Raw genomic sequence first — 14,590 nt, forward strand, 5'->3', positions numbered from 1 at the left:
GCGTGTGCCGCGCGTGCCGTGTTTAGCGCGCGGCACAAGGAAAAACGCCACGGAACCTGCGTTCCGTGGCGTTTTTTCATTACGGGCCGGCCTGTCTGCATTGCCATGCGGCGGCGGGCGTCCCGACCACGAGCGCCCGCCGAGCACCGTTACGCGACCTGCTGGCGCGACTGCCCGCCCGTCGGCGAACGCCACTGCGCGAGCAGCGTGTCCCACTTCACGCGCACCGCACGCAGGTTGTTCTCCTTCACGTGGCCGTAACCGCGAATGCCGTCCGGCAGCGCCGCGAGCTCGAGCGCGAGCGGGCGATTGCTCGCGTTCAGCTTGGTCAGCACTTCGCCGATCAGCGCTTCATACTCGCCGATCAGTGCGCGCTCGGTGCGCCGTTCCGCGGTGCGGCCGAACGGATCGAGCCCCGTGCCGCGCAGGAACTTCGCCTTCGCGAGCAACCGGAACGCCGACAGCATCCACGGGCCGTACGCCTTCTTCACGAGATGCCCGTGCGCATCCGTCTTCGCGAACAGCGGCGGCGCGAGGTGGAATTTCAGCTTCCAGTCGCCTTCGAACTGCGACGACAGCCGTGCGACGAACGCCGGGTCGGACTGCAGCCGCGCGACCTCGTATTCGTCCTTGTACGCCATCAGCTTGAACAGGTTGCGCGCGACCGCCTCGGTCAGCGGCTCCTGCACCGCTTCACCGTGCGCCAGTGCGCGTTCGGCTGCCCGCACCTTGTCGACGAAGGCCGCATAGCGCGATGCATACGCGGCGTTCTGGTACGCGGTGAGGAAATCCACGCGCTTCGCGATCAGTGCGTCGACCGCCTTCGTCGTGTGCAGCGCGATCACCGTGGCGCCCGGTGCGGGGCGTGCATCGCCGGCCGCGGCCTGCTTCACGCTCGCGAGGTCGTGCGCGGCGCGGCGGCCCCAGTCGAACGCCGCACGGTTCTTCTCGACCGACACCGCGTTCAGTTCGATCGCGCGTTCGAGCGACGCGAGCGTCAGCGGCAGCCAGCCTTTCTGCCATGCGTAGCCGAGCACGAACGGGTTCGTGTAGATCGCATCGCCGAGCAGCGCGACCGCGAACCGGTTCGCGTCGATGAAGTCGACGGATTCACCCGCCGCCGCGCGGATGTCGTTCTCGGCCGACAGGCCCGGGAACGCCCAGTTCGGGTTCTTGATGAACTCGGCGGTCGGCGTCTGCGCGCTGTTGACGACCACGCGCGTCGTGTCGTGCCGCATCCGCGACGTGCATTCGTCGCCGGCCGTGACGATCGCGTCGCAGCCGATCACCAGGTCGGCTTCGCCCATCGCGATCCGCGTCGCATGGATGTCGGTCGGCGCGTGCGAGATCTGCACGTGGCTCATCACGGCGCCGCCCTTCTGCGCGAGGCCCGTGACGTCGAGCACGGTCACGCCCTTGTTCTCCAGGTGCGCGGCCATCCCGAGCAGCGCGCCGATCGTGACGACGCCCGTGCCGCCGACGCCCGTGACGAGCACGCCGTACGCACGGTCGATCGCCGGTAGCGTCGGCTCCGGAATCGGCGGCAGCGCACCGCCGTCGACCGACACGGCCTTCGGCTTCTTCAACTGGCCGCCTTCGACCGTGACGAAGCTCGGGCAGAAGCCCTTCACGCACGAGAAGTCCTTGTTGCAGCTCGACTGGTTGATCTGGCGTTTCGTGCCGAATTCGGTCTCGAGCGGCTCGACCGACAGGCAGTTCGACTGCACCGAGCAGTCGCCGCAGCCTTCGCACACCGCTTCGTTGATCACCACGCGCTTGGCCGGATCCGGATACGTACCGCGCTTGCGGCGACGACGCTTCTCCGTCGCGCACGTCTGGTCGTAGATCAGGATCGTCGTGCCTTCGATCTCGCGCAGCTCGCGCTGCACGTCGTCGAGCTGGTCGCGGTGATGGATCGTCACGCCCGGCGCGAGCAGCGCCTGCTGGCCGTCGTACTTCTCCGGCTCGTCGGTGACGATCACGATCTTCTTCGCGCCTTCGGACGCGAGCTGGTGCGTGATCTGCGGCACCGTCAGCACGCCGTCGACCGGCTGGCCGCCCGTCATCGCGACCGCGTCGTTGTAGAGGATCTTGTAGGTGATGTTCGCCTTCGACGAGATCGCCGCGCGCACCGCCAGCAGGCCCGAGTGGAAATAGGTGCCGTCGCCGAGGTTCGCGAACACGTGCTTCTCGTCGGTGAACGGCGCCTGGCCGATCCACGGCACGCCTTCGCCGCCCATCTGGCTGAAGGTGCTCGTGCTGCGGTCCATCCACACCGTCATGTAGTGGCAGCCGATCCCGGCGATCGCGCGCGAGCCTTCCGGCACGTTGGTCGACGTGTTGTGCGGGCAGCCCGAGCAGAACCACGGCTTGCGCTCGGTCTGCACGTGCGGCTTCGCGAGCGCCATTTCCTTCGCGTTGATCACCGCGAGCCGCGCGGCGATGCGCGCGCGCACGTCGGACGGCAGCTCGAACTTGTCGAGACGCGTCGCGATCGCCTTTGCGATGATCGCCGGCGACAGCTCGTAGTGCGCGGGCAGCAGCCAGTTGCCCATCGGCACCGACCATTCGCCGCCGGCGCCGTCCTTCTCGTCGAACTTGCCGAACACGCGCGGGCGCTGCGCATCGGGCCAGTTGTACAGCTCTTCCTTGATCGCGTATTCGAGGATCTGGCGCTTTTCCTCGACCACCAGGATTTCGTCGAGGCCGCGCGCGAATGCCTGCGCGCCTTGTGCTTCGAGCGGCCATACGCAGCCGACCTTGTACAGCCGGATACCGATCCGCGCGCAGGTTTCGTCGTCGAGGCCGAGGTCGGTCAGCGCCTGCCGCACGTCGAGGTACGCCTTGCCGCCCGTCATGATCCCGAAGCGCGCATTCGGCGAGTCGATCTCGATCCGGTCCAGCTTGTTCGCGCGCACGTAAGCGAGCGCCGCATACCACTTGTAGTCGAGCAGCCGCGCTTCCTGCACGAGCGGCGGGTCGGGCCAGCGGATGTTCAGGCCGCCTTCCGGCAGGATGAAGTCGGTCGGCAGCACGATCTCGGTGCGATGCGGGTCGATGTCGACCGATGCCGACGATTCGACCACGTCCGTCACGCACTTCAGCGCGACCCACAGGCCGGAATAGCGGCTCATCGCCCAGCCGTGCAGGCCGAAGTCGAGATATTCCTGCACGTTGGATGGAAACAGCACCGGCAGCCCGCAGGCCTTGAAGATGTGTTCCGACTGGTGCGCGAGCGTCGACGATTTCGCCGCGTGGTCGTCGCCGGCGAGCACCAGCACGCCGCCGTGCTTCGACGAGCCGGCCGAGTTCGCGTGCTTGAAGACGTCGCCGGTGCGGTCGACACCCGGGCCCTTGCCGTACCACATGCCGAATACGCCGTCGTGCTTCGCGCCGGGATACAGGTTCACCTGCTGCGAGCCCCACACGGCGGTGGCGGCGAGATCTTCGTTGAGACCGGGCTGGAAGACGATCTGGTGGGCGGCGAGGTGCTGCTTGGCCTTCCACAGCGACAGGTCGAGGCCGCCGAGCGGCGAGCCGCGATAACCGGAGATGAAGCCGGCCGTGTTGAGGCCGGCGGCGCGGTCGCGTTCCTGCTGGAGCATCGGCAGGCGCACGAGCGCCTGGATGCCGCTCATGTAGGCGCGCCCGCGTTCGAGCGTGTATTTGTCGTCAAGCGTGACGGACTTCAGCGCGGCTTCAAGCGACGCGCGTTGGCCTGCGTCTAGCGGGGCATTCATTAACTGTCTCCTCCACCCAGTTTGGGATCACCAAAACTTCGATTGCGTCGACGTCTTGTGGACGTGTCGGCAGTGGCCGGCATATTGGCCGGTTTTGAGTGATGGTAGCACTGGGATAAACCCGCCGGCCACCGTCCGGTGCGGCGCGCGACAGCGGCGAAGACGCACGCAGGGCAGGGTTACATCATGTAAAAGCATGTAAAGCTGGCCCCTTCTTCGTACAAATGCCGTTAATCTTGTCGGCCTGCCGGAGGTGCCCGGCCGCGTCGGCCCGTGTCGACACAACCGGGGAGGCGCCGGCAGTTTTAAAGGAGGTGCAATGAACACACGTCATATCCAGAGTTTCCTGATCGTGTCCGCCGCGTTTTTCGCGATGACCGGCCCGGTGCACGCGCGAGGCGCGAGCGCGCTGGCGGCAGCCGGCGCGCAGATGCGTCAGATCGCGCCGGCGCAGGACGCCGACGCGCAGCCGGTGGCCGCGCGCGCCGTCGTATCGAAGGTGAAGGTGCGTTGATCCGTTCGCGCGGCCGCCAGGCTGCGCCGCAGCGATCAAAACGGAAAAAGGGCGGGAATCGCGAGATTCCCGCCCTTTTTCTTTGTGCCGCGGTGCGCGCGGGGACCCGCACCCGTAGCGCCGGATACCTTCCGCGCGTTCGCCCGCGTCAGGCCTTGTCCTGCACCACGCCGCGGCGAATCTGGTCGAGCTCGATCGATTCGAACAGCGCCTTGAAGTTGCCCTCGCCGAAGCCCTGGTTGCCCTTGCGCTGGATGATCTCGAAGAAGATCGGGCCGATCTGGTTCTCGGTGAAGATCTGCAGCAGCAGGTCGTCGCGCGCGCCGTCGATCAGGATCTTGCGCTTCTTCAACTCGTCGAGCGATTCGCCGTGGTTCGGCACGCGGCGGTCGACCAGCTCGTAATACGTGTCGATCGTGTCGAGCAGCTTCACTTCCTTGCCGCGCAGGCCGTCGACCGCGCCGTAGATGTCGTTCGTGCCGAGCGCGATGTGCTGGATGCCTTCGCCGTGGTACGCGTCGAGGTATTCCTGGATCTGGCCGGCCGTGTCCGAGCCTTCCTCGTTGATCGGAATCCGGATCTTGCCGCACGGCGACGTCATCGCCTTCGACTTCACGCCCGTCACCTTGCCTTCGATGTCGAAGTAGCGCACTTCGCGGAAGTTGAACAAGCGCTCGTAGAACTCGGCCCATTCCTGCATGCGGCCGCGATGCACGTTGTGCGTCAGGTGGTCGATGTAGGTGAGGCCGTGGCCGACCGGGTTCGGATTCGCGCCGGCGATCGGCTCGAAGTCGACGTCATAGATGCTGATGTCGCCGATCGAGCCCGGCTGCGCGCCGTTCTTGCCGCGCCAGCGGTCGACGAAGTAGATCAGCGAATCGCCGATGCCCTTGATCGCCGGGATGTTCAGCTCCATCGGGCCCGTCTTGTTGTCGAAGCCCCACGCGCCGAGTTCGAGCGCGTGCTGGTACGCCTTCGCGGCGTCCTGCACGCGGAACGCGATCGCGCAGATCGACGGGCCGTGCAGGCGCGCGAAGCGTTGCGCGAACGAATCGGGTTCGGCGTTGATGATGAAGTTGATGTCGCCCTGGCGGTAGACCGTCACGTCCTTGTGGCGATGGCGTGCGATCGCGGTGAAACCCATCCGTTCGAACAGTTGCCCGAGCGCTTTCGGATCCGGCGCGGTGTATTCGATGAATTCGAAGCCGTCGGTGCCGACGGGGTTGTCCCAGTTGGGGATCTGCATGCCGTGTCTCCTGAGTGTTGTGCGATCGATCGGGACGATGTGGGGGGCCCGGCCGGTTCATGTCGAAGGGGATGCGTGGCGCGGTGTGCGCAACGCACGTTCCATGCGACAAAGTGTAGCGGGCAGGGGAGAGCGTAAACTTGCGAAATTAACCGCCCGTGCCTACGATGGCGCAATTTCCAGTCTCGCATTTATCATCAGAGGGCAGAAAATGGCGCACGCCGAATTGGATGCCATCGACCGGCGAATTCTCGCGATTCTTCAGGAGAACGGCCGCCTGTCGAACCAGGAGATCGCCGAGCGTGTGAACCTGTCGCCGAGCCCGTGCCTGCGGCGGATCCGGCGGCTCGAGGAAATCGGTGTGATCACCGGCTACGTCGCGCTGCTCGATCCGCAGAAACTGGGGCTCGATCTGCTCGCGTACGTGAGTGTGCGGCTCGAGAAGCGCGGCGGTGTCGCGCCGTTGCGGCCCGACGAGACGTCGGCGCGCGCGGGCGCGACCCACGCGGAACTGTTTCGCGCGGCCGTGCAGACCTGGCCGGAAGTCGTCGCGTGTCACGCGATGACGGGCGACATGGATTACCTGCTGCGCGTGCAGGTCGAGGACATGGCGCACTTCTCCCGCTTCGTGCAGGAGCATCTGCTGCACCATCCGTCGGTGATCGACGTGAAGACGAGCTTCTCGCTCGAGTGCTTCAAGGAGACGACCGCGTTGCCGATTCGATCGGTGCGCTAGCGCGACGCGGCGGGAAGGAGGGAAGGAGGGAAGGAGGGAAAGGAAAACACGCCGGGCCCGCCCGCGGGGCGGCCCGGTCGGCAGATGTTACGCCGCCAGCGTGGCGGGCATCAGCGATTCGATGAACTTCGACGTGCGGTGCGCCTGACGCTTCAGTGCATAGTCGAACACCGCGGCCTGTTCCTGCAGCATCTCGGCGAGGATCGTCGAGTGGTCGGCAGGCGGCAGCGACAGGTACGCATCGGCTTCGCCGTACGCGTATTCGATCCGCATCCCCGACTTCTTCGCGATGTGCATCATCGTCGCGTTGCGCGACAGGCAATGCATGTACAGCATCGTCACCTGTGTGTTGCGGCTGCGGATCGCCGCGCGCTCGAACAGCTTCGAGCCGACGCCGCGGCCGCGCGCGCTTTCGAGCACCGACACGCCGAATTCGGCCGTGCGCTTGTCGCCTTCGGCGGGCAGGTACGCCAGGTGGCCGACGCCGATGAGTTCGAGCGTGTGGTCGAACACGCCGAACACGGTGTCGCGACCGAAGTCGATCGTGCGGACATAGTTCTCGATCACGTGGTCGGGCACCATCTGGCCGAAGCGCAGCAGGCGGTCCTCTTCGTCGAGCGAGAGAAAGTGGGTGAGCATGCGCTCACGGTCTTTGGAAGCCAGTTCCCTGACGAGAACCGGCGCAGTACCGGCGCGGCCGACAGCAGCGGCCCGGCGCTTGAGTTGCGTGTTCATCGTGGGTTCCTCAGTGTGTAGCTGCACAAACTGCTTGTGCGATGCAGCAGCATTCTACCCGAGGAGGGTAAGGGAAAACCCGGATTTGACGTTGTTTGTCCTGAAGGGAAATTCTAAATCTGCTTAGTTCATTCTATATCTGTTTGATTTTAAACAGATTTAAAATTCATCATATGAAACGCGCGGCGGGCTGTCGCAGTGTGCCCTCCGCGCAACGCATGCTGCTGCGCGGCAATCATGCGCCCGGTGACAGCCCGCGTTCCATCAGGTCGATCACCTGTTCGGCGAAATCGCGGTAGCCGAGGCGGCCGCCCGGCTTGAGCCACGTGAACGTCCAGTTGATCATCCCGAACACCATCATCGTGACCGACGTCTGGTTGTCCTTCGAGATCCGGTCGGGATAGGCGCGCGCGAGCTGGCGCGCGAATGCAGCGACGATGTCGCGCTGGCGGTCGAGCACGATCTCGCGCTGCGCATCCTCCAGATACTTCACGTCGTTGAGCAGCGCGACGTGGCGGCTGTGCGACGTCTCGTACTCGGCGAGGAATGCACGCACCAGTTCCGCGAAAGCGTCGCGCTCGCTGAGGCCGCGCCGCTGGCTCGCGCCTTCGACCTCGGCGATGATCAGCATCAACCGCTTCGTGTAGCGGTCGAGCAGGTCGAACAGGATCGCTTCCTTGCTCTCGTAATAGTGATAGAGGCGTGCCTTCGACGTGCCGCTCGCGGTCGCGAGATCGGACATCGACGTGCTCGGGTAGCTCGTTTGCGCGAATTTCTCGGCGGCGAGATCGAGGATCTGCTCGCGCTGGGATTCGTGGTCGGGCGCTCGGGTACGGGCCATGGTTGATGCGAAAGAGTAGCGTTAGCGGGGCGCGGCTGCCGCGCGCACCTGCGTGGAAGAAAGGGCGGCCGGCGCGTCGTCCTGCACCTCGAGCCGGCCGGCCGCCGCGAGTTCGCGGCAACGCCACCAGGCAATCGAGTCGCTGACGAACAGCCCGCCGCGGTCGGCGCCGGCCATGATCCCGCCGACGACGCGTCGCGCGGGCAGCCAGCCGGTTTGCGCGTGCGCGACGATCAGCGCGTCGAGGTCCGCGTACTGGCCGCTCTTGATCGTGTTGCTGACCCAGTATCGCAGCTCGGCATTCAGGTGCTTCGCCTCCTGCCATTCGAGTGCGAGGCGGCCGATGCGCAGCACCGAGATCGGCGCGGCCATCGGTCGTTTGCGTGCGAGTGCCGCCGGCGAGAACATCCCCGTCGAACAGGCCTGGTCGGTGCGGGTCAGCGCCGCGCGCGCCGGCGCGTCGAGATCCGCAGCCGACAGCCGCACCTCGTTCAGGCGCTGCGGCACGTTGCGCAGATGATAGGCGACGCGGCGCAGCAGCAGCTTGTCGCCGACGCTCGGTGCGTGCCAGACCACCACCTGCGCCGTATCCATCGCGAGCTGGTCGAGGCGGGCGAACTCGCCTTCGACTTCCGCATTCCAGTCGGGAACCTGATCGCCGAGCACGCGGTGCCAGAAGGCGGCTCGGGTGTCGGGCGTCTCGTCGGCGCCCTTCAGCGGTCCGACGGCGAGATCGTCGAGCAATTCGACGACGCGCTCGTCGCGTCCGGCTAGCGCGAGGGCCTCGCGCAGCGACGCGGCGGCGGTGCCGCCCTGAATCACGTGAATGGTACTCATCGGCCTGTCGTCAACAAAAGAAAACCGCCGGACGGGCGGACGCGATGACGCCCAGCCGGCCGGCGGCCCCTAGTGTAAGCGAGATGTGTGACGACGAGAAACCGGCGCGCCGCGCCGGTGCGGCGACGCTCAACGCTCGTCGAAGCTCACGACGACCTTGTCGCTGATCGGGTGGCACTGGCACGTGAGCACGAACCCGTCCTTCACTTCGTGTTCCTCGAGCGTGTAGTTCTTCTCCATCCGGACTTCGCCTTCGACCACCTTCGCGCGGCACGTGCAGCACACGCCGCCCTTGCACGCGTACGGCAGCGCGAGGCCCGCGCGCAGGCCGACGTCGAGCAGGCTCACGCCTTCGTACGGCAGACGCAGCTTGCGCTTCTTGCCGTCGAGCACGATTTCGAGATCGGCGGCCGGCGTCTGGTCGGTGATCTCGACGACGGGCGCGCCGGCTTGCGGCAGCGGCGTGCCGAAGCGCTCGACGTGCACCTTCGCCGGCGGCACGCCGGCCGCCTTCAGCGCGGCTTCGGCTGCGTCCATCATCGGCGCGGGGCCGCAGATGAACGCTTCGTCGATCGCGTCGGCCGGCATCAGCGTCGCGAGGAATTCCGCGCATTTCGCCTGGTCGAGCACGCCGTTGAACAGCTCGACGTCCTGCAGGTCGTCCGACAGCACGTGATACAGGACGAAGCGGTTCATGTAGCGGTTCTTCAGGTCCTCGAGCTCCTCCGCGAACATGATCGCGTCGACGCTGCGATTGCCGTAGATCAGCGTGAACGTGCTGCGCGGCTCGAGCTCGAGCGTCGTCTTCACGATCGCGAGCACCGGCGTGATGCCCGACCCGCCGGAGAACGCGACGTATTGCTTGCCGTGATCGGCGTTCAGGTGCGTGAAGAAGCGGCCGTCCGGCGTCATCACGTCGATCGTGTGGCCAGGCTTCAGCGAGTCGAACGCGAAGTTCGAGAAGCGGCCGCCGCGCACGCGCTTGATGCCGATGCGCAGTTCGCCGTCGCGGTCGTAGTCGGTCGTGCCGACGCAGATCGAGTACGAGCGGCGCGTTTCCTCGCCGTCGATGTGGGTCTTCAGCGTGACGAACTGGCCCTGCGTGAAGCGGTACGCGTCGCGCAGCTCCGGCGGCACGTCGAACGAGACGGTAACGGCGTCGGCGGTCTCGGGCCGCACGTCGCGGATACGCAGCGGGTGAAATTGCGGGGTCGACGACGACCCCCGCCGGGCCGCCCCAACGGGGGCGTCCGCCCCCTCGGGGGGCAGCGAGCGAAGTGAGCGTGGGGGCTGTTTCATCTCAGTAGGGTTTGAAGTAGTCGAAGGGTTCGCGGCAGTCGACGCAGCGATACAGCGCCTTGCAGGCCGTGGAAGCGAATTGCGCGAGACGCTCGGTGTTCGCGGAGCCGCAGCGCGGGCACACGGGCGCGGCGACGGGCCGCGGCACGAAGCGCACGACGTTCTCCCGCGGCGCGGCGCTGCCGCACTGGCCGACGGGCGGCGCGATGCCGTACGCGCGCAGCTTGTCGCGCGCTTCCTGCGTGATCCAGTCGGTCGTCCACGCCGGCGCGAGCACCGTCTCGATCCGATGCGGCGGCAGGTCGGCGGCGTGCATCGCCGCGGCGATGTCCTCCGCGATCTGCGACATCGCCGGGCAGCCCGAGTAGGTCGGCGTGATCACGACCTCGAGCAGGCCGTCGTCCGCGAGACGGACGTCGCGCAGGATGCCGAGTTCGCGGATCGACACGACCGGGATTTCGGGATCGGGCACCGCTTCGAGCACGTCCCACGCACGCGCGAGCAAAGGATCGTTGCGGTGCGCGGCGGGCGCGGCGTTGGCGGGGGCGGTGGTCTGGACGGACATCGTCGGGTTCCGTTGGGTCGGCCGGTTACCAGGACGCGCCGGGATGCTGGCGCGCGAGACTCTGCATTTCCGCGAGCAGGTAGCCCATGTGCTCCGAGTGCTCGCCCTGCTTGCCGGTGCTCACGTGCTGCACCGGCGCCGGCAGCGTGAGCGTCGCTTCGGCGAGCGCATCGTCCACGTCCGCGCGCCAGGCGGCTTCGAGCGCGGCCGGTGCCGGCGCGATGCCCGATGCGGCGATGGCCTCGTCGATCGCGTCGGCCGCGAAGAATTCGCGCGTGTACGGAATCAGGTAGTCGAGCGCGGCCTGCGCGCGGCGATGCGATTCGTCGGTGCCGTCGCCGAGGCGCACCAGCCATTCGCGTGCGTGCTGCACGTGGTAGCGGGTCTCCTTCACCGATTTCGCGGCGATCGCGGCGAGCTGCGCGTCCGTCGACGTTTCGAGCGCGCTCCATACGTGCAGCATCAGCGTCGCATAGAGGAAGTTGCGCACAATCGTCACCGCGTAGTCCTTGTCGGCGTGCGCGGTGCCGGCGATCGGGCCGTAGTGCGGCAGCTCGGCGAGCGTGAAGTTCGCGAACTCGCGCTCGGTGCGGAAGTACGCGTAATCGTCTTCCGTCTTCGCCGCGCCGGTGAGCTGGCGTTCGAGTTCGGCAGCGTGCGTGTACAGCATGCGGGCCTGGCCGATGAGGTCGAGGCTCATGTTGGTGAGCGCGATGTCTTCTTCGAGGATCGGGCCGTGGCCGCACCATTCGGCGTTGCGCTGACCGAGGATCAGCGCGTTGTCCGCGAGGCGCAGCACGTAGGAGAGGTGTTCGGGCGTGATCGTCATGGCGCGGGCGTTACATGTGGTTGACTTCGTCGGGCAGCGTGTAGAACGTCGGATGACGGTAGATCTTGTCGCCCGCCGGTTCGAACAGCTCGGCCTTCTCGGCCGGATCCGATGCGGTGATCGCGGACGACGGCACCACCCAGATGCTCACGCCTTCCTGGCGGCGCGTGTAGACGTCGCGCGCCATGCGCAGCGCCATCGACGCGTCGGCCGCGTGCAGGCTGCCGCAATGCTTGTGGTCGAGGCCCTGCTTGCTGCGCACGAACACTTCCCAGATCGGCCATTCCTTGTTCATCACTCTCTCCTGAATCCTGTATTCGATGGTTGCCGCTCAGGCGGCGTGCTGTTCGGCGCGGGCGCGGCGCTTCGCTTCGTGCGCGAGCGCGGCTTCGCGCACCCAGGCGCCGTCGTCGTGCGCCTTCACGCGGGTCGCGAGACGCTCCTTGTTGCACGGGCCGTCGCCGTTGACGACGCGCCAGAATTCATCCCAGTCGATCGTGCCGTAGTCGTGGTGGCCGCGCGCGTCGTTCCACTTCAGGTCCGGGTCGGGCAGCGTCACGCCGAGCACCTTCGCCTGGTCGACCGTCGCGTCGACGAACTTTTGCCGCAGATCGTCGTTCGAGATCCGCTTGATGCCCCATTTCGCGGACTGGCTGCTATGGACCGAATCGGCGTCGCTCGGGCCGAACATCATCAGCACGGGCCACCACCAGCGGTTCACCGCCTGCTGGACCATCGCGCGCTGCGCGTCGGTGCCCTTCATCATCGACAGCAGCGCATCGAAACCCTGGCGCTGGTGGAACGACTCTTCCTTGCACACGCGGATCATCGCGCGCGCATACGGGCCGTACGTGCAGCGGCACAGCGGGATCTGGTTCATGATCGCGGCGCCGTCGACGAGCCAGCCGATCACGCCGACGTCGGCCCAGGTCGGCGTCGGGTAGTTGAAGATGCTCGAGTATTTCGCCTTGCCGGCATGCAGTGCATCGATCAGGGAATCGCGCGATACGCCGAGCGTTTCGGCTGCGCTATATAGATAGAGGCCGTGGCCGGCTTCGTCCTGCACTTTCGCGAGCAGGATCGCCTTGCGCTTCAGGCTCGGTGCGCGCGAGATCCAGTTGCCTTCCGGCAGCATGCCGACCACTTCCGAGTGCGCGTGCTGCGAGATCTGGCGGACCAGCGTCTTGCGATAGGCGTCGGGCATCCAGTCCTGCGGCTCGATCTTGCCGTCCGCGGCCATGACCGCGTCGAACCGCGCCTGCTCGGGCGACTCGGCTGCGGCGTCGAGCGGCGCGACGTTGCCGGGGATGTCGAGGGATTGCGTGTACATGGCGGAGATTCTCGTCCGGTTGAATGTGTGCGAAGTATAAACCAACCGACCGGTCGGTTAATAAATTTCTTGCGGATTTGCGGTGAGACTCGGGTAAACGAGGGGCGTCGGGGCGCGATCGCACCCCGGAGGGTGGTCCGGCGCTTGATGTCGGCGGCTTCTGCGGCACAATGCCCGCTTTCCGATGAGGATTTCGCCGATGTCATTTCGAAGCAGTTTCGTCGCGACCGTGCTGGGCGCGTCCGTGTTCCTGTCGCCGCTCGCGGTCTCGGCCGCGCCGGCCGGGTGGGTCGCCGCGTGGGCGACCGCGTTGCAGCCGATCCCCGACCTCGCTGCGCCGCCGCCGCTCTATCGCGCACCCGACGTGGCCGGCCGGACCGTCCGGCAGATCGTCTACCCGACGGTATCGGGACATGCCGCACGGATCCGCGTGAGCAATGCATACGGTCGTGCGCCGCTGGTGATCGATGCGGCCGGTCTGGCTCGCGCAGGTGACGGCGCGGCGCTCGCCGACGGCACGAGCGCCGCCGTGCGCTTCGGCGGCAAGGCGTCGGTGACGCTCGCACCGGGCCAGGAACTCGAAAGCGATCCGGTGGCGATCGACGTGACGGCCGGGCGCCCCTATGCGATCAGTCTCCGGATGGGCGCGAACCAGCGGATGACCGTTTGGCACCGCGTGTCGAACCAGGTCAATTGCGTATCGGCGCCCGGCGATCACGTGAACGATCCGGGCGCCGATGCGTTCCGCACGCGCTTTACCCAATATGCATGGGTGTCCGAGCTGGCGGTCGAGGCCGGTACCGCGCGGGCGAGTGTCGCGGCGATCGGCGATTCGATCACCGACGGACTGCGCTCGAGCCTGAACCGCAACCATCGCTGGCCGGATGCGCTCGCGCGCCGACTGAGCGCCGCGGGTACGGACGCGCTCGGCGTGGTGAATCTCGGGATCAGCGGCAACCGGCTGCTCAGCGATTCGGCGTGCTACGGCACGTCGCTGGCGTCGCGGTTCGAGCGCGATGCGCTGTCGCGCTCGGGGGTAAAGGCGGCAATCGTGCTGATCGGTATCAACGACATCAACTTCGCGGCGATGCCGCCGCATGCGGGGCTCGATTGCGACAACCCGCATACGCAGGTCACGGCCGCGTCGTTGATCGACGGCTATCGCCGCTTGATCGAGGCAGCACACCGCCAGGGCGTGAAGGTGTTCGGTGCGACGCTTACGCCGGCGGCGCTGCCGGCCGGGCGTGAGGCGCTCCGCCTCGAGGTGAACCGCTGGATTCGGAGCGGCGGCGGCTTCGATGGTGTGGTCGACTTCGACGCGGCGCTGCGCGATCCGGCGCGTCCGAGCGTGCTGCAGCGCCGGTACGACAGCGGCGACGGCATTCATCCGAGCGACGCCGGTTATGCGGCGATGGCGGACGCGGTGCCGGTGGAGCGGCTGCAGGCTGCGGTTGGCGGCAAGTGAACGGGCTACATATATAGAGCGACGAACTTCCCGCCGCTTGGGGATTCCGCGCGCTGCGCGTAGCCGATCTCACCCGAACCCCCCGTGCGCGGCAGCGCACGGGGGTTTTTCAAAATATTTTCACAAAGGGGTTGCGCAGGTGAGAGCGGGTGCATAGAATCACGCCTCTTTCGCGCTAACGGAAACGCAGCGCGAGGGAAGAAGGGAAGCGGTGTTGTTGGGGACAGGTTGTAGAGCCCCGGCGCACACGGAGTTGAACCCCAGCCGTCGCAACGAAGTAGTTCAGAAAGTTGTTGACGAACTGGAAAACACGGTTCATAATCTCGCTTCTCTGCTGCTGAAAACGCAGCGCTGCTGAGAAACACGAAGTTTCTCGCAGAAATGCTCTTTAAAAATTAACAGCCGATAAGTGTGGGCGCTTGATGGAAGCGAGCTGATCTTCGGATCAGATAG

13 protein-coding genes are annotated in these 14,590 nt (G+C 66.4%); 3 read left to right on the plus strand and 10 right to left on the minus strand.

Going from position 1 to position 14,590, the window contains the following annotated elements:
• Positions 1–149: 149 nt before the first annotated feature.
• Positions 150–3,740 (minus strand): indolepyruvate ferredoxin oxidoreductase family protein, encoded by a 3,591-nt coding sequence (locus tag C7H84_RS19680; RefSeq protein WP_121860347.1) that lies wholly within the window; start codon positions 3,738–3,740, stop codon positions 150–152.
• Positions 3,741–4,059: 319 nt separating this feature from the next.
• On the opposite strand from C7H84_RS19680, the gene C7H84_RS19685 reads away from it, so the two are divergent.
• Complete coding sequence (locus C7H84_RS19685) at positions 4,060–4,254, plus strand: hypothetical protein (RefSeq protein WP_121860348.1); 195 nt, start codon at positions 4,060–4,062, stop codon at positions 4,252–4,254.
• A 148-nt stretch (positions 4,255–4,402) separates the two neighbouring features.
• Here the strand turns inward: C7H84_RS19685 and hppD are convergent, their stop codons facing one another.
• Positions 4,403–5,500 carry a 4-hydroxyphenylpyruvate dioxygenase gene (gene hppD / locus C7H84_RS19690; RefSeq protein ID WP_121860349.1) on the minus strand — a complete coding sequence of 366 codons (1,098 nt, stop codon included), beginning with the start codon at positions 5,498–5,500 and terminating at the stop codon, positions 4,403–4,405.
• 211 nt (positions 5,501–5,711) lie between these two features.
• Here hppD and C7H84_RS19695 point away from each other — a divergent pair, with 211 nt between their 5' ends.
• The gene (locus C7H84_RS19695; protein WP_121860350.1) at positions 5,712–6,236 is read left to right on the plus strand and encodes an Lrp/AsnC family transcriptional regulator; all 525 of its coding nucleotides are present in this window, start codon (positions 5,712–5,714) and stop codon (positions 6,234–6,236) included.
• Between the two features lie 87 nt (positions 6,237–6,323).
• On the opposite strand, the gene C7H84_RS19700 is transcribed toward C7H84_RS19695, so the two are convergent.
• From C7H84_RS19700 to paaA, 8 genes are all read right to left on the minus strand, one after another.
• Positions 6,324–6,971, minus strand: a complete 648-nt coding sequence (locus C7H84_RS19700) for a GNAT family N-acetyltransferase (RefSeq protein WP_121860351.1) — start codon at positions 6,969–6,971, stop codon at positions 6,324–6,326.
• Positions 6,972–7,206: 235 nt separating this feature from the next.
• Positions 7,207–7,812 carry a TetR/AcrR family transcriptional regulator gene (locus tag C7H84_RS19705; protein WP_121860352.1) on the minus strand — a complete coding sequence of 202 codons (606 nt, stop codon included), beginning with the start codon at positions 7,810–7,812 and terminating at the stop codon, positions 7,207–7,209.
• Between the two features lie 21 nt (positions 7,813–7,833).
• Positions 7,834–8,649, minus strand: coding sequence for a DUF1835 domain-containing protein (locus tag C7H84_RS19710; protein WP_121860353.1), 816 nt, complete (start codon positions 8,647–8,649; stop codon positions 7,834–7,836).
• A 129-nt stretch (positions 8,650–8,778) separates the two neighbouring features.
• Positions 8,779–9,918 (minus strand): 1,2-phenylacetyl-CoA epoxidase subunit PaaE, encoded by a 1,140-nt coding sequence (gene paaE / locus C7H84_RS19715; protein WP_121860375.1) that lies wholly within the window; start codon positions 9,916–9,918, stop codon positions 8,779–8,781.
• A gap of 31 nt (positions 9,919–9,949) precedes the next feature.
• Complete coding sequence (gene paaD, locus C7H84_RS19720) at positions 9,950–10,513, minus strand: 1,2-phenylacetyl-CoA epoxidase subunit PaaD (RefSeq protein ID WP_121860354.1); 564 nt, start codon at positions 10,511–10,513, stop codon at positions 9,950–9,952.
• A gap of 25 nt (positions 10,514–10,538) precedes the next feature.
• Positions 10,539–11,342, minus strand: a complete 804-nt coding sequence (paaC, locus tag C7H84_RS19725) for a 1,2-phenylacetyl-CoA epoxidase subunit PaaC (protein ID WP_121860355.1) — start codon at positions 11,340–11,342, stop codon at positions 10,539–10,541.
• 10 nt (positions 11,343–11,352) lie between these two features.
• Positions 11,353–11,637, minus strand: coding sequence for a 1,2-phenylacetyl-CoA epoxidase subunit PaaB (gene paaB / locus C7H84_RS19730; protein WP_006752453.1), 285 nt, complete (start codon positions 11,635–11,637; stop codon positions 11,353–11,355).
• 36 nt (positions 11,638–11,673) lie between these two features.
• The gene (gene paaA / locus C7H84_RS19735; protein ID WP_121860356.1) at positions 11,674–12,672 is read right to left on the minus strand and encodes a 1,2-phenylacetyl-CoA epoxidase subunit PaaA; all 999 of its coding nucleotides are present in this window, start codon (positions 12,670–12,672) and stop codon (positions 11,674–11,676) included.
• Positions 12,673–12,871: 199 nt separating this feature from the next.
• On the opposite strand from paaA, the gene C7H84_RS19740 reads away from it, so the two are divergent.
• Positions 12,872–14,137, plus strand: a complete 1,266-nt coding sequence (locus tag C7H84_RS19740) for an SGNH/GDSL hydrolase family protein (RefSeq protein WP_121860357.1) — start codon at positions 12,872–12,874, stop codon at positions 14,135–14,137.
• Positions 14,138–14,590: the final 453 nt, after the last annotated feature.

Origin of the sequence: Burkholderia sp. Nafp2/4-1b (assembly GCF_003635165.1) — a bacterium.
Lineage (GTDB): Bacteria > Pseudomonadota > Gammaproteobacteria > Burkholderiales > Burkholderiaceae > Burkholderia.